Source organism: Embleya sp. NPDC025285 (genome assembly GCF_055558835.1).
Genome location: NZ_JBVHLU010000064.1, coordinates 38,510 through 60,797, shown reverse-complemented (window position 1 = coordinate 60,797; position 22,288 = coordinate 38,510). Strand labels below are relative to the sequence as shown.

Genomic DNA, 22,288 nt, shown 5'->3' with positions numbered 1-22,288 from the left:
CCCCGCCCGGCGCACTGGCCGACCCGCCCGCCGCCTCGCCCGTCCCTGAGTACCTGTCCACACCCCCACGCGCAGGAGCACACGAGCATGTCCGAACGCCACCCGCACGTCGGGCTTCCCTTCACCGACGACGACGCCACCATCGCCGCCGCACTCGAGGACGTCAGCATCCCCGCCCTGATGCTGTCGCTCGTCCACCTGACCGGTGACCCGTCGTGGATCAGCGGGCCGATACGCCCACGCGGCCTCGTCCTGAACGAAGTGCAGGGCTTCCTCACCGAGGATGAGAAGGCCCGGGTCCGCGCCCGAGCCCTGGACGCCATACGTGCCTATCGCGACAACGGCTGCACCCTGCCCACGCAGCCCGGCCCCGAACTGCTCCACGCGATGATGAACTGGGTCGCCTGCGCGGAGATCCCGGCCGAGTACGTGCCCATGATGCTTGAGGACATGCAACTGGGGGAGCAGCCTGCCGAGTTCGTCCCCACCCCGGGGGTCGCCGCGGCCCGCGAAGCGTTCCCGGTGCTGGTCATCGGCTGCGGCCAGTCCGGCCTGCTCGCGGGCATCCGCCTCAAGGAGGCCGGCATCCCCTTCACGATCATCGAGAAGAACCCGGATGTCGGCGGTACGTGGTACGAGAACACCTACCCCGGCTGCCGCGTCGACGTCGGCAACCACTTCTATTGCTACAGCTTCGAACCCTCCGACCACTGGAGCGAGTTCTACGCCCGCGGGCCCGAACTCCAAAGCTACTTCCGCGATGTGATGGAACGTCACGGCATCGCCGACCACGTCCGCTGGAACACCGAGGTTTCCCAGGCCGTGTGGGACGAGCCCACAGGCACCTGGCGGGTCACCACCCGCGGCCCCGGCGCCCGGGAGAACACGGTCACCGCCCGGGCCGTGATCTCCGCAGTCGGCCTGCTCAACCGACCCCACATCCCCCACTTCGACGGCGCGGAGGACTTCGCCGGCCCTGTGTTCCACTCCTCCCACTGGGACCACGGCGTCGACCACCGCGGGAAGCGCGTCGCGATGATCGGAGCCGGCGCGTCCGGTTTCCAGATCGCACCCGCGATCGCCGAGGACGTCGCGCACCTGACCGTCTTCCAGCGCACCGCGCAGTGGATGTTCCCCAACCCGAACTACCACGGCAAGGTCGGTCCGGGCGTGCGGTGGGCCATGCGGCACCTGCCCTTCTACGGACGCTGGTACCGCTTCATGATCTTCTGGCCCGGCAGCGACGGCGCTCTCGAAGGTGCCCGTATCGACCCCGAATGGCCGCACCAGGACCGCTCCATCAGCGAGCGCAACGACCGCACCCGCGAGATCTTCACCGATTGGATCCGAAGCCAGGTCGGCGACGACCCGGAGTTGTTCGCCAAGGTCCTCCCGGACTACCCGGCCACCGGCAAGCGCACCCTTCAGGACAACGGCAGTTGGCTGCGCACCCTCAAACGCGACGATGTCACCCTCGTCCGCGACCCCATCGCGCGCATCGACAAGGACGCCGTCGTGACCGCGGACGGCGTGCGCCACGAGGCCGACATCATCGTCTACGCCACCGGCTTCCAGGCCAACCGCTACCTCTACCCCATGCGCGTCGTCGGCCGGGACGGGGCGGTTCTCGCCGAACAGTGGGGCGAGACACCCACCGCGTACCTCGGCATCACCGTGCCGAACTTCCCCAACCTCTTCTGCATGTACGGCCCCGGCACCGCCCTCGCACACGGCGGCAGCCTGATCTTCCAATCCGAATGCCAGATGCAGTACATCTCCGCCTGTATCGAAGCCGTCATCGAGCGCGGCGCCCGCGCCCTCGAACCCACTCACACAGCCCTCGAGGACTGCGTCGCCCGACACCGCGCCGCAGTCCGGCAATTGGTGTGGTCGCACCCGACCATCAAGCACTCCTACTTCAAGAACGCCGACGGCGAGGTCTACACCGCCAGCCCCTGGCGCCTGGTGGACTACTGGAACTGGACCAAGGGACCCGCCCTCGACGACTACCTCATCGACTGACGCACAACGGCAGGGCCGACTACGGTGCCTCGCGATCCGTGTGCCGGAACACCCGCGTCGCTCGACAGGCGGCGATACGCCGGGTGTTCGGCCTGCTCGTCGGAGGCGTGATGGTCGCGTGCCGTGCTGTGGGCGCCCGGGAGAGCGGCGAGTTCGCGAGGGTCGGGATGCGGTCGGCCGTGCGGCGGTTCCGTCGAGCCGGTGCAGCAGTACGCCGAACCAGGCCGACTGATCGACGAACACGTCGCCCGGGCTCGTCTGCCCGCCGCCGCGACGCTGGACGGCGGCGGGACGCTCGGCTTCGGCAGGATCAACGGGGGCGATCCCCGCGCGCCGCAAGGCGATCCGCAAGGGCAGGGGATGTCGCGCCACGCTCGAGGGCTCGGACAACCCATCGAACGCGGACCGTACTCCGTGCGTTCTCCCTACGTTGCCGTGCCCGCGTCAGCGCCCGGCTGTCGTTCCGCGTGACCGACGCGGGTCATCCGGCTGATCGGCGCCGACGAGGGCGGGACGGCCCGCGCGTCGAGGATATGGACTCGGTCAAGCATCGGCTAGGCTGTGTCCGGCGTGTCCATGTCGTGTGACACGTCGTCAACTACCGGGTATTCGTGGGGGATTCGCATGGCGGAGCGCTCGATCGACGCGCAGGACGATGCCCGGGACCGGGCGCAGGTCAACCCGCCCGGCGGGTTCGATCTCACGGTTCCCAGCGTGGCGCGAATGTACGACTACTATCTCGGCGGCAAGGACAACTACCGGGTCGACCGCGAGGCATCCGAGGAGTTGTCCAAAGCGGCGCCGGGCACGCGCGCGCTCGCGATCAACAATCGGCGCTTCCTCCAACGCGCGGTCCGGGTGCTGGCGAGCGATTACGGCGTACGGCAGTTCCTCGACCACGGATCGGGCCTGCCCACCCAGGACAACGTGCACCAGATAGCGCAGCGCGTCGACTCGGCGTCGCGCGTCGCCTATATCGACCACGACCCGATCGTGCTGGCGCACGGGCGCGCGATCCTTGCGGACAACGACCGAACGACCGTGATCACCGCGGACTTTCGGGACACCGATGCGATCATGGACAACGCCGAAGTGGCCAAGTTGATCGACGTCACCGAACCGACCGCGGCGCTGTTCGTCTCGGTACTGCACTGCCTGCCGGACAGCGATGAACCGGCGGCTCTGGTCGAACGTGTCATGGACCGGCTCGCCCCGGGCAGCTTCGTCGTCATCTCGCACCTGGTCTCGGCAGACTCGGAAGTACGCGAGCGTCTCAGCGAATTCATGCTCACCGCTACCCAGGGCAATTGGGGCCGCGTCCGCGAGGCGGCGGACGTCGAGAGCTACTTCACCGGCCTGGAACTGCTCGACCCCGGCCTCGTCGAGGTATCCACCTGGCGCCCGGACGGAACGCCCGGGCCGGCCCAGGAGACCGCGGAATGGATCGAGTTCGGCGGCGTCGCCCGCAAGCGCTGATCGCGCGGGTCGACATCGGTCGGTCGCCGGATGCCGGGGCCGGTGGGTCCCGCCGGGCCTCTCCGAGCCCCTCGACCCCCGGGGCGCCCGAGCCATGCGCTCGAGGACGAACACGTGCCGTGGTGCCCATGCAGGTCGGCCCGCCACCACCTTCCACCCTCGGAAGCCTTCGCGGCCGTGACGGCGGAATTCGGCACCGCATGCCGATGCGCAGGCCAATGCGGCGCATGCGAGATGCTCGGCGACGCCGTCACCGCGGGTACGGCGCCACCGGAAGCCCACCCTCCGCAACCATCCTTTCGGGTGATCGTTGGCTCGGGCCTGCTTGGAGGTGGATGCGGATGCGTAGAACCCTGACATCGACCCGTCTCGGACCGCCGACGCCGCGAGTGGGCGACAGGGCCGAAATGCGTTTCGTCGGCGCCTTCGGGATGTGAAAGGAAGTGGCATCATGGCCTTCAGGACGCGCAGCGCCGCAGTAGTCACCGCATTGCTGGTCGGAGCCGTCACGATCTCAGCCCCATCTGCGACGGCACGGACGGACGCGTCGGCGTGGCCGTGCAACTCGAACAAATTCTGCATCTATTACGGTACGAACGGCACCGGCGCGCACTACGAGCTTGAGGACGGCGCCTCCGACCTGAGTGTCTTGTCGGGCCGGTTGAACGACCACGTGTGGTCGGCCCGGAACAACACCAAGGACGACTGGTGCCTGTTTCGCGATGCCGGGTACAGGAACAAGATCCTCAACATCCTCGACGGCCAGAGCACGAACCTGCCGTCGCCGCAGAGGAACGAGGTGAGTTCCGTCCGGCGGTGCTGACCGCGTCCGCAAGCAATACGCGAAAGGGCGCCTCGACCGGGTCGACACAAGATTGTGCGACCACCCGGGCAGCGGTAACACCGTCTGCCCGCCGCGCCGATCGGCGGATCGGGGCGCCAAAGCACCCTGCGACAGGCCGTCAAAGGAACCCCGTGATCGACCTCGTTGCCCCACGAGCGCGACACGGTCATGTCCATCGCAACGAGGCGTCGGGGCCGTCCGTCGCGGGCGGCGCTCGACGATCGGACAACGGGCGCGTTGTCATCGATGTTGCCGAGAGCCCTGGTGATGTGACTTCATGGGAGTCTCGATGAGTGTCCGGGTCGAAGTCGTCGCACGGGTGGCTCTTGCGCGGCGTTTGCAGAGTCACGATGGAGGGGCATGTTCGAGCGCATGAGGGCGAGTTGGGCCGCGCGTAGAGACGCGAACGATGCCCGCCTGGCCGGTCTGACGCCGGACGCGACGGCGATGGCGGTACGAATCGCCCGAGAGATGGTGTACGGCAGGCGTATCCAGGCAAAGTACGACCGACGGGTTTGGAAGGCCAACCGCCGGAACCCGGAGGTACCTCGAACAGCCCGTCCAGGTATGGAATCCGTCAAAGAAGCGAAGCGCGAGCTTCGCCGGGCACGGCGAGACGATCGCCTGCTGCGACGGGCGCATCGACGAGGGCGCAACGCGACGACGAGGACCGGGGATTCGTCACCATCGGGCCTTGACGCCCAGTTCTTCGAGGCCAAAGTCGACCATCACGTCGCGCATTTCGGAGAGTTCGCCGCGAGAGCCGGCATGCAACACTTCGGCGAAATCACCAGATTCGAGGAGGCCAGGAATCCTCCGGACGCCTCCGCCGCGATCTCCTCGGTAACGCGCGACCCGTCTGCCCGAGTACGCACCGCGGACACCGTGCCGGCCCTCTCCGTCGTGGCCCTGGGCCTCAAGCCCGCCGCGTGGAAGGCACCGCGGACGCCACTGACGCCGTCACAGGTCAACCATCGCCGTTCCGGCGTGGAGATCACCCCCTTCGTCACCGAACAAGGATCCCGCAAGGGCGCCATCATCGAGCGAAAACTCTGGCTGTCGTAGTCGCACGGCGATCACCGGCCACGCGGGCAACGCGCCTGCATTCACGGAACGGCGGGTTCGGAGGCAGGCCGTGCGCCTGGTCGTTTCCGCCGCCGATGTGTTCGAGGCGGGTTCCGGCGTCGGCCGGCGCACGGCGCGCCTGGCGTTCGTCGCCCGGCGACCGCCCGGGGCCGCGCGGCCGCGTGCCTCGGCCCCGACAGCCGCGCCGGCAGCGCCGTGCGTGGATTCCTGCGGCGCTGGCTCCGGCGCAGGCGAGGTGCGGCGTCGGGTCCGCGTCGTGGGAAGACGGCCCGGGTGGCGAGGCCGGAGATGACATGCGCGGCGAAGGCGGTCTCGCCTGCGGCCTTGGCCATGCGCAGGGCCGGGACGAACTGCCGTTGCGCTGCACCGTGGACGCCGGATAGCAGAGTTGTCGCTGGGCTGCCCGGCGGAAACCGGACCCGGCCCTCCTCCTGATCCACGGCGACCACCTCGGCGGTGACCCGCTGCCCGACTTGCACAGCCGCAGAGGGACTCCGACGCCAGGACGTGTCCAACGACAAGTTGCTCGGCGAGCCATCCCCGGTCCTGACCGCCGCGGCTCACTCGTGCCGGTGGGAGTGGATGGCGGGCAGTCCCAGACGAATGACTGTCTGCCGTGCAGCTGCTTGTCGATCCAGTCGGGCGGGCTTCCCTGCCGCCGTGCGCGCGGCCTCGTGTCACCGCCGTCACCGTCGGCCATGGCCGGTGCAACCACCCGGGCAAGCCGGCGGCCCCACAAGCCGGCCTTCACCTTCGCCACCAGACGCTTCTGCCGGCGATGACCGCGTACGGCGTGGCGAGCTGCCCGCAGGGGCTGCTGAGCTTCTACGCCGACGACGTACGCACCGAACTCGGCGGCACCGCCGGGAAACTGCTGGTCGGGATCTCGTTCGGATACGCCGACGACTCCGCGCCGGTGAACCACATCGACACCGGACGTGCCGCACTGGGGGAGACCACGACATTCCAGGAATGACGGTGAAGGAGCGGGACGGCTTCGCGTCGTCCACCAGGCCCGCCGGATCGAACGGCGCGGGCGAAAGTCCTTCCTCGAACGGCTCCCACCGCCCTTCCGACTCGGCGCCGGGGACGACGAGTGCCGGTTCCACCGCCGGCGCCCCTGACCCACACCGCTGTTGGTGGCCGCCGTGTGGGCGGGTGTCGCCGGGCTTGTACAGCCGCTATCGGCAGTGACCTGCGTCCGCCGGCGGATGAACGTCGGCGACAAGGTGAGGGCGGCCAAGGATCTCGACGGGTGGGTGCAGGCGGCGGTGCCGAAAGCGGGATCAGACGGTCGTGTTCCTCCGCGCGGATCGGCACGTTGCACCGGTGCGCGTCCTCGACCGGGTCCTGCGCCCGGTCTCGGCGCCTGCCCGCGGGAACCGGGAAGTCTCCCGGCGTTGTTGGGCTGTTCGTCGTTGTTGCGTCCTTTCGAGGGTGCGGTCGGGCAATGTCTGCCAGGCTGGTGTCTCCTGTCGGGTGGGGGGCGTGAGTGGGGGTTGTCCGAGCGTTGGTGGTGGGGATCGGGCGCTTCGCGGCGGGGATCGGCGAGGTTCCGGTCGGCGCGGTGGCGTGGTCGGACCTGCCGTTCGTGGACGAGGTGGTGCCGCCGGTCACGGCGGCGCTGAACCGCCTGGGCTACACCACCGAAGTGCACAGGGACGTGGGCGCCGCCGCGTTGCGCACGGCGGTGGACGAGGCATTGGGCGCCGCCCGGGTCGTGTATGTCGCGTCGCACGGGGACGCGGATGCCGCCAACCCGTACCGGGTGGACGTGGTGCCGGCCGACGCGTGCGTGGGTCGAGGCACGAACGTCGCGCAATGGGTGGACGACGCGCAGCGATTGGGGTCTCCGACGCTCTTCCTGTTCGACCTGTGTCGGTCGGGGCGGGCGGCGTCGTTGCCGCACATGGTGCACGGATCGGACACGCCGGCGTACGCGTGGGTGATGACGGCTTCGGGTGCGGGGCAGGACGCGTACGACGGGCGGTTCAGCGTCGCGTTGGCCGAGGTGTTCGAGGAGGTGGCCCGCACGGGGTTGGACACTGATCCCGCCCGGTCGCACGTACCGTTCTCGAAGGTGGCCCGACGGGTGGCGCAGCGGGTGGAGCGTATGCCCGGGATGGTGCAGAGCGTGCAGAGCACGGCGATGGTGCTGGCCGAGGACGAGCCGAACCTGCCGTTCTTTCCCAACCCGGTCCACGACCCCGACGCGGCGCGCCTGGCCGGTGTCGAGCCCGCGCTGCGAGTGTTTCTCGATCCCTCGGACGTGCGGCACTTCACCGACAAGGCCGGGGTGCGGTTCACCGGCCGGCGCTCGCAGTTGCGGGTGCTCGCGCCGTGGTTGGACGACGTCGCGGTGGGTGGCCTGCGGGTGGTGACGGGCAATCCGGGAGTGGGCAAGTCTGCGCTGTTGGGGGCGTTGGCGTGTGCGTCGCATCCCGAACTGGTCGCGGTCGCGGGGCATGTGCGCGAGCGGCTGGACGCGCGGGACGCGTCGGGGTGCCCGTCGATCAACGACCTCCTGGCCGCCGTGCACGCCCGAGGGCGCACGTCGGCCGAGGTGTTCGCGTCGGCGGCCCGTCAACTCGGCATGGATCCCGGGCCGGACGTGCTCATGGACGCGACGGTGTTCATCGCTCTCCTGCCCGCGACGGGCGAGGTTCCGGTGGTGATCGTGGACGCCTTGGACGAGGCTTCGGAGCCGGTGGCGTTGTGCGCGAACCTGGTCCGACTGGTGGGCGTGGCCCGTGCCGACGGCACGCCCGCGGTACGCCTGTTGGTGGGGACGCGGCGCAGGCCGATGTTCACCCCGCTGCTCGACCGCGCCATCGATGTGGGCGGCCTGCTGGACCTGGACGACGCCCATCCCGACGAGGTTCGCGAGGACTTGGCGGACCACTTGGGAGCCCGCCTGGCCGACATCTCCGCGTTCGGCCCGCCCCGGATGCGCGCGATCCGTCATCATCTCGCCCGGGCGATTGCCGATCGCCTCGCCCCGAACCCGGATCGCCGTGCGGAGTGGGGCGCGTTCCTCGTGGCCGGGATCTTCACTCGTCACCTCACGCAGGTCCCCGCACCGGCCGACCCGGACACGGCCGGGCGGTTGGGGAGTTCGGCGCCCACCACACTGCCGGCGGTGCTCGACCTGGATCTCGCCTCGCGTCCGGACGGTCCGGGCGTCCGCGCCATCCTGTCCGCACTGGCCCTGGCCCGGGGTGCGGGGATGCCCTTGGAAGTGGCGCTACCCCTGGCCGGATTGTTCGCCGACGTCGATCCCGATCGCGCCCGAACGCTGGTCTCCGAGGCGTTGTTCTACCTGCGTGCGACCCCCGACCACGACGACACGCTGCTGTACCGCCTCTTTCACCAGGGACTCGTCGATCATCTCGTGCGACAGTCGACGACGGACCCCCTTGCTCCCACGCCCGATGACGTCCTGGAGCACTTTCTTGCGACGCACACCACCCACGACGGCCACGTGCGCAGCTGGGACACCGCCCCTCCGTACCTCCTGCGGCACGCTCCGGCGCACGCCGAAGCCGCGGGCCGCCTGGAGGAACTCCTCACCGACACGGAGTACTTGGTCCACGGTGACCCGATCGCCCTCGTGCGTGCCTTTCCTCGCGCCGGCGGCACCGATGCGCTGTCGGCGCGTGCCGTCTACCGCGCCTCGATCGGCGTGCACCGTCAGGCCGATCCCGGCACCCGCCGGCGGCTCCTGGCCACCGATGCCATTCGCTACCGAGCCGCCGCTCCCGCGAGCACGCTCGACGACCGGATCGAGACCGGCGTGTGGACGACCGTCGCCGCCACCGGTGGAATCCTGAACCCCGCGCTTCGCGACACCATGACCGGACACACCGATCTGGTGGTCGCGGTCGCGTGCAGTGTGGTCGGCGGGCGTCCCGTCGCCGTCACCGGCTCCAACGACCGCACCGTGCGGGTCTGGGACCTCACGACCGGCACACCGTTGGGCGAGCCCGTCATCGGACACACCGGTGCGGTGGTCGCGATCGCGTGTACGGTGCTGGGCGGGAGACCCGTGGCCGTCACCGGTTCCAAGGACGCCACCATGCGGGTCTGGGATCTCACGACCGGAGCACCTGTGGGTGAGCCCCTCCTCGCCGGACACACCGGTGGGGTGGTCGCGATCGCGTGCACCGTGGTCGCCGGGCGGCCCGTCGTCGTCACGGGTTCCAACGACACCACCGTGCGAGTCTGGGACCCGACCACCGGCACACCCCTCGGCGAACCCCTCACCGGACACATCAGCACGGTGGTCGCGATCGCGTGCACCGCGATCAACGCGCGGCCCGTCGCCGTCACCGGCTCCCACGACGCCACGGTGCGGGTCTGGGACCTCACCACCGGCACGGCGCTGGGCGAACCCCTCACCGGGCACACCGACTGGGTGAGAGCCGTCGCGTGCACCCTGGTCGACGGACGCCCCGTCGCCGTCACCGGCTCCGACGACCGCACCGTGCGGATCTGGGACCTGACCACCGGCACATCCCTGGGTGAGCCCCTCACCGGACACACCGGCGCGGTGCGCACGGTCGCCTGCACGGTGATCGATGGACGGCCCGTCGCCGTCACCGGCTCCGACGACGACACCGTGCGGATCTGGGATCTGACCACCCGGACACCCCTCGGTGAAGCCCTCACGGGGCACACCGGTGCGGTGATCGCGGTCGGTTGCACGAAGCTCGAAGGGCGGCCTGTCGCCGTCACCGGCTCCGACGACCGCACCGTGCGGATCTGGGACCTCACCACGCACACACCGCTCGGTGAACCTCTCACCGGACACACCGACTGGGTCGACGCGGCCGCGTGCACGGTGGTCGGCGGGCGTCCCGTCGGTGCCACCGGCTCCCGTGATGCCACCGTGCGACTCTGGGACCTGGGCACCGGCACACCGCTGGGTGAACCCTTCATCGGACACACCGACTGGGTGGTCGCGGTCGCGTGCGCGGTGGTCGGTGGGCGGCCCGTCGCGGTGACCGGCTCGTGGGATGCCATCGTGCGGGTCTGGGATCTGAACACCGGTACACAACTCGGTGTACCCCTGACGGGGCACACCGGCGGGGTGGTCGCGGTCGCGTGCGCGGTGGTCGACGGACGTCCCGTCGCCGTCACCGGCTCCAACGACACCACCGTGCGGATCTGGGACCTGACCACGCACGCTCAACTCGGCGAGTCCCTCACCGGACACTTCGGCGGGGTGGTCGCGGTCGCGTGCGCGGTGGTCGGTGGGCGGCCCGTGGCCGTCACCGGCTCCGACGACGACACCGTGCGGATGTGGGACCTGACCGCGCACGCTCAACTCGGCGAACCGCTCATAGGACATGCCGACTGGGTGAGAGCCGTCGCGTGCACGACGATCGCCGGCCGGCCGGTCGCCGTCACCGGCTCCCACGACGCCACCGTGCGGGTATGGGACCTGACCACGCAGACTCAACTCGGCCAACCGCTCAAAGGACACACCGACTGGGTGAGAGCCGTGGCGTGCACGACGATCGACGGACGACCCGTCGCCGCCACCGGCTCCAACGACCGGACCGCGCGCGTCTGGGACCTGGCCGACGGACGGTGTCTCGACCGGATTCCCCTGCCCTCGGCGTGTGTGGCTCTCGACTGGGGCCCGGACGGTCGCCTGTTCGCGGGCTTCGGCCGGGACATCGCGGTATTGCACCGAAAGCCGCACCACCCGGGCGAGCGCCCGGTGCATGGAACAGGCACCGACTTCTTCCCCAGGGAGAGCTCGTGACAGCGGCGATCGTCGGCGTGCACGGCATCTGGAACCGCCGCCGCGGCGAGACTCCCGAACAAGCCGCCGAAACCCTTTCCCGGATCTGGGCCACACACCTCGCCACCTCCCTGCGACGCGCCGGAGGCGGCGCGTCGCCGCCCGACGTGTCCGTGGCGTACTACGCCGACCTGCTGGTCAAGTCCGGCCGCCAAGGCGCCGGCGACGACCTCGACCACCTCGACCCGTCCGAGACCGAATTCGCGCATCAGTGGTTGGACACGTTCGACCTGCCCCGGGGGGTCGCAGCGGGCGAGTCGACCGTCGAGGTGCGCCAGGCCGTCGAGACCCTCGCCCGCATGCGCCTTCTCGGCCCACCCGCCACCAGGTGGTTCGTCGCGGGGTTCTGCCGGGAGGTCCCCGCCTATCTGAAGAACCCCGACAGCCCGGCCCGCGCCGTCGCCCGGGCCAGGGTCACCGACGCCATCGAAGGAACCGGCGCCCGCGTCGTGATCGCCCACTCCCTCGGATCCGTCGTCGCCTACGAGGCCCTGTGGGCACGCCCCGACCTGAGGATCGACCTCCTGGTCACCCTCGGCTCGCCCCTGGCCCTGCCACACGCGGTCCTGCCCCGCCTTCGCCCGGCGCCCATCGACGGCCGCGGCGCCCGCCCGCCCGGAGTGGCCCGCTGGGCCAACCTCGCCGACCCCGGCGACATCGTCGCCGTTCCCAGGGGCGGGATCGGCCGTACCTTCGAGGGTGTCGACACCGACGAGCACACCGTCATCGGCGCCTTCGACTTTCACTTCGCCAAGAACTACCTCGCGCACCAACGCCTCGGCGAAATCCTGAACTCCACGCTCTGACACCTCCGAACCGGCACATCACGAGGCTCGGTCGAGCGCACCGGTACCAGAGCTTCCCGAGCTTCCCGATCTTCCCGGACAAGGCGACCGCGAGTTCCATTCGGAAGGTCGCGGACTCCTCCTGCGGGAAGCAGGTCCGTGGCAACGGCAGTTCGGCTGCCGCGCTCCGCGCGTTCATGGGCGACCGCCAAGCAGCACCGGATCGTGCCGAGCGACGGTCCACGCTGAGGCATCCGCGGTCGGCTCACGTCGCCCGCAGCCGCAGGACGGGTACCCCCTTCGGACGTGCGGGCCGAATCGGGCCGTCACCGTGGTTCACCACGAGCAGTCCCGGTTTTCCCCAGCGATCCACGATCGGCTGGCCGGGCCGCAGAAAACGTACCCGCACCGGTGCTCTCGCCTGGTCGTGCACGGCCTGGAGGGTGGCCGGGTCCGGTGCCCGGGCAATCGACCCGCCCGTTGCGGGAGTGTCCTCGGGGACGGGCACCCGGGTGCTGTCCGTGGCCTCGTTCGCGTCGGGCAGCGGCGTGCCGGTGAACCACACGGTGGGCCCCGCCCGCCCCAGGCTCACGAGCAGTGCGAGGTCTCGTCCCTGCGCGCCAGACGCCTCGGCCTCGAAGTCGCGTCCCCGGGTGATCGCCCGAAACGCCCCTTCCTCCAGCGTGGTTGCCCGATCGCGATCCAACACCTGCAACGCGGGGGCCAACTCGAACGCGGCCGCCGCTCCCACCGGCATCGGCCACCGGGGGAAACAGGGGAGCGGCCACACATACGGCAGATCGGCGGGCACATCCGGCCCGTATTGCCGCCGGTATCGTGCCTCGTCCTTGGCCACCAGCTTCGATCTATGGCTGAGGTGCAGGGCTTCATCGCCCAGCCACGGCGGCAGCATGCCCTCCCGGTACAGGCGGGGCCGGTGCGGGACGCGACCCGCGGTGAAGTCGAGCAGTTGCGCGGCGACCGTGTCGCGGAATCCACGACGGGTCCACTCGGCGCACATGGCGAGGCCGTAGCAGACCAGTGCCGGGACGAATCCCCGCCACATCGCGACGGCGGGGTGATGTTTCCAACCGTAGGTCGGCCAAACCAGCGCCCGCAGGATCTGGAAGGTCTCCACGCGCTGCTTGCCGAGTCTGCGATCGTCGAGTGACCTCGCGGTCGCCTCGAACCCGGGGTCGGGCAAAAAGGTCTGCACATCCGCTCCTTCGCAAGGATCGGATTCGAGTACCCGATCCGACACCGCGGAACCGGTTGTCGACCGGCGCCGTGCGCGTGCGGAACGACAGCGGTGTGGGCAAGGGCGCCCGTCACCCGATCTGCGCCGAGAGCGCGCGCGTCCCGTGCCACACCGCACTCGTAGACGAGATCTGCGGCGATGCGGAGTGCATCCCGCGGCCGGATCCTGGGCTGGTATGGGGGCTCCCGACTCGGATCGGAGGCGCTTCCCGCCGATCCCTCGGGATCGTGGTCAGGCGGTCGAGGTCGCGTATCGGCCTGTTCCGTCGGGGAGTTCGTATCGCGGCCGTTCGCTGTTCGGGTGCTCGGTACGCATTGTCGTCGGCATGGGAATCCCGCGTCGGGGCAGGCGTCGGTCAGGCAGGCACGACATTCGATCAGTACGGGAAGGGCGTCGACATGACGGGCTATGGCGGTTCCTACGAACGCACCGGCCGGGCGGCATCGGGGGCTCGCACCGGCACCAACGGTCTCGCGGTGGCGGGTCTGGTGTGTGGGGTCGTGGGCGTGTTCCTGTTCAACATCATCCTTGGCCCGCTCGCCGTGATCTTCGGTGCGGTCGGGCTGCGGCGCAGCCGTGCGGGCGCGGGTGGGCGGGGCATGTCGATCGCCGCGATCGTGCTCGGTGTTGTGGACGTCCTACTGTTCGTGGTCCTCCTGATAGCGGCAGCGAACAACGGCGGCAGTTTCTACTTCAACTACGGCTGAGCGCCCTACGGTCCGCGCGTAATCGACGGCGGAGCCACACCCATTGCAAATCTTGGGTGCGGCCCCGCCGTCGATTCACGCGCTTGAACCACCACTCGATCGATCCCGCGCCTGCGGGCGTTCCCAGTCCTGAGCCGGTGCGGCCGTCCACGCGCCGGACGTAGTCGCCGGCATGCGGTGGCAGCTGATCCCGCCGCGGCGCCGGTCCGTCGTTCGCCGGCCGTTCTCCTGTGTCCGGACAGGGGTGGGGAGTCGGGGGCGGGTTCGTGCGCAGGTCAGGAGAAGTCCGCGCGATGGTCGGTGGCCCATTGGGCATAGGTGCGTGCGGGGTGTCCGACGAGTCGTTGGACCGTGTCGTTCACCGGCGCGGCTGTGTCGACGGTGGCGGCCATCAAGTCGAACAGGGCGTCGACGAATGGGGCGTCCAGGAAGCGGCTCATCTGTTCGCGGACGGGGCCGTCGTCGAGTTCCTCGAGGGCCAAGGGGCGCCCCAGTGCCTCGCCGAGGACGCGCACCTGCTCGGTCTGGGTGAGGGAGGCGGGGCCGGTGAGGTCGTAGGTGCGTTGGGCGTGGCCGTCGCCGGTGAGGACGGCCGAGGCCGCCTCGGCGACGTCGCGCTCGTGGACCACGGAGGCGGCGGCACCGGCATACGGGGCGCGGACGATGTCGGATTCCTTGAGCTGCGGGGCGAAGCTCAGCGTGTTGATGGCGGGGAACAGCAGGCGCAGGAAGGTCCAGTCGAGACCGCGGGCGACGACGGCCCTTTCGACTCCGGCGTGGTAGGCCGCGATCACGTCGGACTGCACGGAGTCCGCGTCGCCGACCACCGCTCCCGAGGAGAGGAACACGACGTGCCGGACCCCGGCGACGGCGGCCTCGGTGAGCAGGGTGCTCGGGTCCATTCCGTAGGGAAGGACGAGGAAGACCTTCTCGACGCCGTCGAGGGCCGGGCGCAGTGATGCGGCGTCGGTGAGGTCGCCTCTCACCACGTCGACCCCGGCAGGCAGGCCGGCGTTCTCCGGCGTGCGGGACAACGCCCGGACCTTCGTGCCTGCGGCGGCAAGGGTCTCGACGGTCTCACGCCCGAAATGCGCGGTTGCTCCGACGATCAGAATCACGACGGCTCCATAAGGGTTGGGCTGCTTGAACGGCACGACTGTAGCCACGCATGCGGAAGGTTCCGTTCCTATATGGAGCCCGGCCCGGAGCGGCATCAGCGCGTGACGCGTCCATCGATCGGGGTGCTTCGCGCACCGCGGCCGAGCTGCGCGAGGACCTGGGCGGCGCGCAAAGGGGCCTCGAAGCCGCCTGGGCGGGGTGTACGGCCGACGACCGGGGCCGGCCGGTTCGCTTTCGTCATGCCACCGTGCTGGACACGGTGAGGGCGCGTTGGCGGGAAGCCGAGTTCCGCGCGGTCGATCTGGGCCTTGGCTGCTCTCCTCGCCATTGGTTTGCCGAATTCGCGCTCCACGCCCTCGACTTCCTTGAGCCGAGGACACCGAACGGAGTCCGACTCGTCCTGCACGCGGACGATGCCGCGTTCACCCCTACTTCGGGGGCGGGGGAGCCGGTGGAGGTCCGCGGGGCGCCGGCCGATGTGGCGGCATGGATGACGGGCCGGGCGCCGGCCGGGGACTGCGGGTGTCGACGGGAACACCGCCGGAACCGGGACCCTGGCCACCCGACCCGGCGGACTGACCGTTTGGCGTGGAGGTCGTCCGCCGCAACCCCGACGACCGTGGCCGCGGCTTCACGGTCGTCGCCTGGCGCCGGATCGTTGAGCGCTCCCTCGGTCGGCTCGTGCACCATCGTCGGCTCGCCCGCCACTACGAGGCCTGTCCACGCCGTTCCGAAGCCACGATCCGGCTTGCGATGATCGACCTCATCCTGGCCGGCGCGCGCTCGGCTACCTCGTCGCCGGGTCGGGGGCGCGTCGGTCGACGGCGGTGCGCATGCGGTGCAGGATCTCTTCGAGGACTCCTCGGGAGGTGGCGAAATTGAGGCGGGTGAAGCCGTCTCCGCCGGGTCCGAAGTCGGAGCCGGGGCTGAGCCGGACCCCGGCGTGGTCGAGAAAGAACGCGGTCGGATCGGTGTCGAGTCCAAGCGCGCGGCAGTCCAGCCAGGCCAGGTAGGTCGCCTCGGGAAGGTGGTGGCGAATCCCGGTGGGCAACGACTCGGCGACCATGCGGCGGTTGCGGGTGAGGGTCGCCCGGGCCTCGGCCAGCCAGGCGTCGCCCTCCTGCCACGCCGCCAGGGTGGCCAACACACTGAGCGAACTCACCTCACCGAACAGCAGGGGCGGCTGACTCTCCAGGGCCCGCCGGACGCGCTCGTCCCCGACGTGCGCGACCGAGCAGCGTAGACCCGCCAGGTTGAACGCCTTGCCGGCCGAGGTCAGGGTGACCGTGCGAGCGGCGGTGTCCGGGCTCAAGGAGGCGATCGGGATGTGCCGGTTCGGCTCGTAGGTGAGGTCGGCATGGATCTCGTCCGAGATGACCAGGAGGTCGTGGCGGGCGGCGATCTCCGCCAACGCGGAGAGCTCCCGATGGCTCATCACCCGCCCGGTGGGGTTGTGCGGGTTGACCAGCAGGAGTACCCGGCATCCGTGACGGGCCACGTCCTCGGCCAATCGCTGCGTGTCGAAGGACCAGCCGTCGCCGTCGTCGACCATCGGGATCGGGAGAAGCCGACGATTCATGTCGGTCAGGGTCTGCAGGAACGGCGGATAGGCCGGCACGTGCATCGCGACGGTGTCCCCGGGACGGGTCGCGACATGGAGAACGACCTGGAGCGCCTGAATCAGGTCCGTGAACAGACGCACGTGTCCGGGGTCGAGCACGAAGTCGTGGCGGCTTTTCATCCGTTCGGCGAAGGCCTGGTTGAGCGGGTTCGCTTCGGGGTGGTCGTCCCACGCCGGGTAGCCGAGGTCGGCGTCGAGATTGCGCAGGAGCGCGTCACGCACCGGGGCCGCGACGGGGAAGTCCTGATCCGCGATCCACGCCGGCAGAACACCGGGCGCGACCGCGCCCCACTTGACGCCTGGCCGCTGCCGCAGGGACTCGAGGGTGACAGCGTCGAACACAGGGGGCTCCGATCCATTGAAGGCCGGCCGCAGAGCAGGGCGCCGGCGCCTCGCCCGCCCGTCCATCGGGGGGCGGTCGCAGGGATGCTGCGGTGGCGGCGGGAAAGCCGCTCTCGGGCGCGGAATGCGCCTGGGTTCGATGATCGTAGGACGGACAGCGGTCCATGCGATTGACGATTTTGGCGGCTTGGTGCAACTTTATTGCGTGCCCCCGACCCCCTTTCTCGACGAGATCGATCACTTGCTGCTCGACCTCGTGCAGACCGACGCGGCCCAGCCCCTGCACGAACTGGGTGACAAAGTGGGACTGTCGCCGAGCGCCGTACAGCGCAGGATGAGCCGACTGCGCCGCACGGGCGTGATCCGGGCCGAAGTCGCCGTCGTCGATCCACAAGCGGTGGGACTGGGCCTGACGACGGTGGCGCTCGTGGAACTGGTGGAGAACGACGACGCGCAGCACACGGCCTTCTGCGCACGGCTGCGCGCGGAGCCGACGGCACAGCAGTGCTACTCCGTCCTCGGCCAATGGGACTACGTCGTCGTGCTGGTGACGCCCGACCTCACGGCATACCGCGAGGTGTCCCGGAAGCTCTTCATCGAGGACAAGACGGTGCGCAGGTACGAAAGCCTCCTGACGCACGAACAGGTCAAGTCGGGATTCAAGCTTCCGCTCCCCGGCACCGGGGGGCCGGGGAGCGCGGGTCATCCGTGACGTCGTCTCGCGCTCTGCCGGCGCTGCGGGCGCTGCGCGAGGGCCGATGCGGACGGGACCGCCGGACCGTACGGGGCGCGGCGTCTGCCGCAACGGCCGGTCTGCGGGCGGCAATGCCGCCGGCGCGCCGCCGGCCGGGGACCGGACGACCGCGCACACGGGCCGATCGGCTGCGGCGACACATTCGACGGTAAGGCGTCGGGTGACAGTCGATTGTCCGTCGAGATACGTGGAGTCCACAGGCCGGCCGCAGACCGCCCCCCGTTGGTTGACTACGTGCTGCGGTCGGACACCGGAGCGCGTCTCCTCCAGGGGGCACTCATGCCGACGGCCGTCATCCTCCGCGACGGCAGGGTGGTGGCCGGGGCCCTGGTGGCCCGGCGGGGACCGAACGCCCCTGAACGGTACGGTTCGGCGATGAACGCCGTTGAGTGGAATTTCACCGATCGTACGGAGATCTCCGGCGGGGTACAGGTCGATGACTACCTCTGTGGCTCGCCGACTTGGCAGAAAATCGGGCAGAACCCACAGCAGTACCAAGTCGCCATTGCCCTGGGGCCGGCCTTCCCGACCGTCGACGGGCGCGTTACGGAACCCCTGGCACCGGGGCCGCCGGCTCAGATTCATTTGGTGACGGTAGCCGCCTTGGAGTAGATCGGTCGGGACCCCGGAAAAGCTGAGGTCCCGGCCGGCCGACTCAACGACTCGGACTGACCGTGATCGCCGCCGGACCGGGCGCGCAGGGCCGGTTGTTGGGTTCGTCGTGGGTCGTGGGTCGTGGGTCGTGGTCGTGGTCGCCGGTGTCGTCGAGGGCCGTGCTCCTCGACCCTGCTTCAATGATGGAAGCTCCAGCGTCATTCTCGATCAAGGAAACAATCCATTGCACCGGACACTCAGGCTGCTGCGGTCACCATGGTGATCACCGAAGACGACGTGAGTACCGCGACGCTCGTTGTCGGGATGGCGTGCCCATCCTGGCGTCGTGACCTCTACCTGACGTTGGAAACCCCGAACAACACCGCGCCACTGAGGAACGCGATCGAGCGAGCGGCGGCGACGGCGGCCGTGTCCGCCGCGGAACTTCGCCGGATCGTCGAGACGGTCGTCGCCGAAGGGCACGAAGACCTCGGCGCCGGATTCCTCGACAACCCGAGCATGTCCGAGGCGTACCTTCTCCAACTGTGCGACCGTGGCGTGCTCATCGGTGCGTTGGGGCATCGCACCGGGCCTCGAAGCCTGCTGTTGCGCATGTGTGAGGTCCACCGGTACCCGGAGTCGATCCTGACCGTGGGGCTGGAGTTCTATCGCGATCCCGCCGTCCGGCCCGACGAGTTCGCCGCCTTCGTCCGCCGGTACCACGATGTCCCGGGTGGTTGGCTGCTGCGGGCGCTTGCCGAGATCGATCCCGACTCGACGCTCAAACAGACCGCGTACGAAGACATACTCGGCGCCGCGTCGACGGACCTCGCGTGGAACGCGGCCGCGTTCCACGCCCGGCACCTGGCGAACGCGGAGGCAAGCGACGCCGTCCGACTCGCGGACTTCCTCGACCGGCACCCCCACGCGCACGTCCTCGCCCTCGTGCTCGAGTCGCCCGTCCCGGACCCGGCACGCAACGAACTGCTCGAAGATCGCGCCCGCGCCTCGACCGACCCGCACGTCGCCGACGCGCTCCGCCGTCGCGAACACCGCAGGCTCGCGTCCAGTTCGTCCCTCGACGCAGAGGAAGCCGCCGTACTCGCCGCCGGCGATGCCCCGGACGTCCTCGTCCTGCTGGCCGCCAATCCGCGAACCCCGCGCCCGATCCTGCGCGAGTTGAGCCGCCGACGCGCATCGCGAGGCGCCCGAGCCATCCGCAACGCCGCCACGGATACCCTCCGCCGCACAGCCCGAGGCGAAGAACCTCCCGCACCCTGACACGTCCGAACGCGCGGCACGCGGCGCCGGCCGGGTTTCGTCCTGCGGATCATGTGCGGAGCCGGATGATCAATGCCGCGCCTACCGCGGCGCTGCTCAACGCCGCGTCGTCGGGGAGGGGGCGTAACGAAGGATGAATATTTCCAGGCTTCTGCCGTCGAGGGTCGGATGTCGTGGAACTCTGGTCCAGACCAATCTGGTTCAGACCATTGACCGGTGGTTCGGACCTTTCCTAGGCTCAGGCAGCCGCGACGGGTATGTCGAAGCTCACGACGCGCCCGCGTGGCGGCGCAGCGTCCCCGCACGTTCGGACCGAGTTCGAGGAGTTCCCTTGAGCACAGGCACCGCACGACCCGTCGCACACTCGCGAGACCCCGACCGGCCGGGCACCAGGCGCGGTCGTATGCTCATCGCTCTGCTCACGACCCTGCTGTTGCCCCTGGGGGCCATGGTCGGCCTGACCGGGCCGGCCCATGCCGAGGGCACCGGCGGCTCGGAGACGTCCGAACGGGGCTCCGACTGGGGCAGGGACCGGCCGCCGACCGCGCCGGGCAGGCCCCACGCGAGCCACGTCACCGACACGTCGGTCAAGCTCTCCTGGCGCGCGGCCTGGGACGACCGGGGCGTGCGGAACTACGACGTGCTGCGCGACGGCGTCAAGGTCGCCACCGTTCGACACACGTCCTATGTCGACCGCGGCCTCAACACCGGGACCGGCTACACCTACACCGTCGTCGCGCGCGACACGAGGGACCAGGTCGGTCCCGCCGGCGCCCCCCTGAAGGTACGCACCACCGGCGAAGCGAAGATCAAGCTGGGTTACTTCACCAACTGGGGCCCCTACCTGGCGAAGAACATCGACACGTCCGGCACGGCCCGCAACATCACCCACATCAACTACGCGTTCGGCAACGTCGTCGGTGGCAAGTGCGTGGTCGGCGATCCCTGGGCCGACTACCAGAGGCCCTACGCCGCGGCCGACAGCGTCGACGGGGTCGCCGATACCCCGGAGCAGCCGCTGAAGGGCCACTTCAACCAGCTGCGCGAGCTGAAGAAGAAGTACCCGCACATCAAGATCCTCTACTCGTTCGGTGGCTGGACCTGGTCCGGCGGCTTCACCGAGGCCGTGCAGAACCCGGCCGCGTTCGCCGAGTCGTGCCACAGCGTGGTCGAAGACCCGCGCTGGGCCGACGTGTTCGACGGCATCGACCTGGACTGGGAGTATCCGAACGCGTGCGGTCTGACCTGTGACGCGAGCGGCTTCGGGTCGATCAAGACCCTGCTGGACGCCACGCGTGCCCGCTTCGGCACCGGCAACCTGGTCACCGCCGCCATCACGGCCGACGCCGCCCCGGGCGGCAGGCTCGACGTCGCCGACTACGGCGGCGCCTCGGGGGCCGTGGACTGGTACAACGTGATGACGTACGACTTCTTCGGGCCGTGGATGGCGCAGGGCCCGACCGCCCCGCACTCGCCGCTGACGTCGTATCCGGGTATCCCCGTGCCGAGCTTCAACTCGGCGGACGCCATCGCCAAGCTACGGACGAAGGGCGTACCCGCGAAGAAGCTGCTGCTCGGCATTCCCTTCTACGGCCACGGGTGGACGGGCGTCACCCAGAGCGAACCGGGCGGGACCGCGACCGCGCCCGCGTCGGGTGACGGAAGCTACCGCGCGCTCAAGGTTCGTTGCCCCGCCACCGGCCTGGCCGGCGGCACCTCGTACGGCCACTGCGGCAACGAATGGTGGGGCTACGACACCCCGGCCAGCCTCGCCGTCAAGACGAAGTGGGCCAAGGAACAGAAGCTGGGCGGCGCCTTCTTCTGGGAGCTGAGCGGCGACACCGAGAACGGCGAACTCGCCGCCGCCCTCAACGGCGGACTGGGATAACCCACCCGCCGCACCCGAGAACGGTCGCGGCCGGACCCAGCGAGGCCGGCCGCGACCGTGCCCCACCTGCAACTGCGGGGCGACATCGGCAGGATCGGGGACCCGTTGAACGTGTCCGTGCCCGGCGACGGGAACCCGCACGATGTCGATCTCGCCACCCCGTTCCGGGCCCACGCCGCCACCAACGGATCCGACCGGTTCGTCGCCGAGCTCTACACCGGTAGCGACACCGATGGCGAACCCGCACACACCCTCGCCAAGGGGCAAACCGCCGTCTTCGCAGGCGGCCACGACGTGGAAGCGATCCGCTTCGTCGAAGGGTGAGAGCACCCCGGACCGCCGGCAACCCGCACGACGCGTCGCTCGAGAACCACTCCCGCGCTTCTTCCCCGCGTACGACGTCACACCCGGCCGGTCCCGCGACCCGCCGGTGAGGTCCCACGAGGCTGCTGTTCGAGGCGAGTACGTGGTCGGCGACACGGCCGGCTTCGGCCCGCGGGTCGGCAGCACCGAGGCCCGGCGCCCGCCGCGCCGCTGCACCCCGGCCGGATCGTGCCGCGGTCGACCGGCGGCCTGCGGGCCGCCGAATCGCGGGACAACTGCGCCCGTGGGCCGGTTCGCCCCGGCGAACCGGCCCACGGGCGGGAGGTCGCCGCTGGAATCAGTCGCGGGCCCAGGCTCGACTTCCGCCCCTTGGAGCGT

General features: G+C 70.0%; 15 protein-coding genes and 1 pseudogene. 13 read left to right on the top strand and 3 right to left on the bottom strand.

What is annotated here, in order from left to right:
* The first annotated feature begins 87 nt into the window (after window positions 1–87).
* From ACZ4FV_RS33865 to ACZ4FV_RS33835, 7 genes are all read left to right on the top strand, one after another.
* Entirely contained in the window at window positions 88–2,022 is a 1,935-nt protein-coding gene (locus ACZ4FV_RS33865) for a flavin-containing monooxygenase (RefSeq protein WP_465324051.1), read from the top strand.
* 624 nt (window positions 2,023–2,646) lie between these two features.
* Window positions 2,647–3,498 carry an SAM-dependent methyltransferase gene (locus tag ACZ4FV_RS33860; RefSeq protein ID WP_395868602.1) on the top strand — a complete coding sequence of 284 codons (852 nt, stop codon included), beginning with the start codon at window positions 2,647–2,649 and terminating at the stop codon, window positions 3,496–3,498.
* 451 nt (window positions 3,499–3,949) lie between these two features.
* Entirely contained in the window at window positions 3,950–4,321 is a 372-nt protein-coding gene (locus ACZ4FV_RS33855) for a peptidase inhibitor family I36 protein (RefSeq protein WP_395868600.1), read from the top strand.
* Window positions 4,322–4,702: 381 nt separating this feature from the next.
* Window positions 4,703–5,407, top strand: coding sequence for a hypothetical protein (locus tag ACZ4FV_RS33850; RefSeq protein ID WP_402235579.1), 705 nt, complete (start codon window positions 4,703–4,705; stop codon window positions 5,405–5,407).
* Between the two features lie 799 nt (window positions 5,408–6,206).
* Window positions 6,207–6,404, top strand: coding sequence for a nitroreductase family protein (locus tag ACZ4FV_RS33845; protein WP_395868596.1), 198 nt, complete (start codon window positions 6,207–6,209; stop codon window positions 6,402–6,404).
* 516 nt (window positions 6,405–6,920) lie between these two features.
* Window positions 6,921–11,198 carry an AAA family ATPase gene (locus ACZ4FV_RS33840; protein ID WP_465324050.1) on the top strand — a complete coding sequence of 1,426 codons (4,278 nt, stop codon included), beginning with the start codon at window positions 6,921–6,923 and terminating at the stop codon, window positions 11,196–11,198.
* On the top strand, window positions 11,195–12,043 hold the full coding sequence (locus tag ACZ4FV_RS33835) for a hypothetical protein (RefSeq protein WP_465324049.1): 849 nt from the start codon (window positions 11,195–11,197) through the stop codon (window positions 12,041–12,043). The genes ACZ4FV_RS33840 and ACZ4FV_RS33835 overlap by 4 nt, the downstream gene beginning before the upstream one ends.
* Before the next feature lie 760 nt (window positions 12,044–12,803).
* On the opposite strand, the pseudogene ACZ4FV_RS33830 reads toward ACZ4FV_RS33835, so the two are convergent.
* Window positions 12,804–13,238, bottom strand: a pseudogene (locus ACZ4FV_RS33830) (MSMEG_6728 family protein); the annotation flags it as partial.
* Between the two features lie 440 nt (window positions 13,239–13,678).
* Here ACZ4FV_RS33830 and ACZ4FV_RS33825 point away from each other — a divergent pair.
* Window positions 13,679–13,987 carry a DUF4190 domain-containing protein gene (locus ACZ4FV_RS33825; protein WP_395868590.1) on the top strand — a complete coding sequence of 103 codons (309 nt, stop codon included), beginning with the start codon at window positions 13,679–13,681 and terminating at the stop codon, window positions 13,985–13,987.
* A gap of 275 nt (window positions 13,988–14,262) precedes the next feature.
* Here the strand turns inward: ACZ4FV_RS33825 and ACZ4FV_RS33820 are convergent, their stop codons facing one another.
* Both ACZ4FV_RS33820 and ACZ4FV_RS33815 read right to left on the bottom strand, forming a co-directional pair.
* Window positions 14,263–15,105 carry an NmrA family NAD(P)-binding protein gene (locus ACZ4FV_RS33820; RefSeq protein ID WP_395868588.1) on the bottom strand — a complete coding sequence of 281 codons (843 nt, stop codon included), beginning with the start codon at window positions 15,103–15,105 and terminating at the stop codon, window positions 14,263–14,265.
* Window positions 15,106–15,893: 788 nt separating this feature from the next.
* A complete protein-coding gene (locus ACZ4FV_RS33815) occupies window positions 15,894–17,069 on the bottom strand; it encodes a MalY/PatB family protein (RefSeq protein ID WP_395868586.1) in 1,176 nt (391 codons plus the stop codon).
* Between the two features lie 205 nt (window positions 17,070–17,274).
* On the opposite strand from ACZ4FV_RS33815, the gene ACZ4FV_RS33810 reads away from it, so the two are divergent.
* The 5 genes from ACZ4FV_RS33810 to ACZ4FV_RS33790 all read left to right on the top strand — a co-directional run bounded on the left by ACZ4FV_RS33810 (window position 17,275) and on the right by ACZ4FV_RS33790 (window position 21,910).
* Window positions 17,275–17,781, top strand: coding sequence for an Lrp/AsnC family transcriptional regulator (locus ACZ4FV_RS33810; protein ID WP_402235588.1), 507 nt, complete (start codon window positions 17,275–17,277; stop codon window positions 17,779–17,781).
* A 321-nt stretch (window positions 17,782–18,102) separates the two neighbouring features.
* A complete protein-coding gene (locus ACZ4FV_RS33805; protein WP_465324048.1) occupies window positions 18,103–18,435 on the top strand; it encodes a hypothetical protein in 333 nt (110 codons plus the stop codon).
* A 258-nt stretch (window positions 18,436–18,693) separates the two neighbouring features.
* The gene (locus ACZ4FV_RS33800) at window positions 18,694–19,698 is read left to right on the top strand and encodes a hypothetical protein (protein WP_465324047.1); all 1,005 of its coding nucleotides are present in this window, start codon (window positions 18,694–18,696) and stop codon (window positions 19,696–19,698) included.
* A gap of 403 nt (window positions 19,699–20,101) precedes the next feature.
* Window positions 20,102–21,586, top strand: a complete 1,485-nt coding sequence (locus ACZ4FV_RS33795) for a glycoside hydrolase family 18 protein (RefSeq protein ID WP_402235595.1) — start codon at window positions 20,102–20,104, stop codon at window positions 21,584–21,586.
* Between the two features lie 105 nt (window positions 21,587–21,691).
* Window positions 21,692–21,910: a hypothetical protein gene (locus ACZ4FV_RS33790; protein WP_465324046.1), complete on the top strand. Its 219-nt coding sequence runs from the start codon at window positions 21,692–21,694 to the stop codon at window positions 21,908–21,910.
* Window positions 21,911–22,288: the final 378 nt, after the last annotated feature.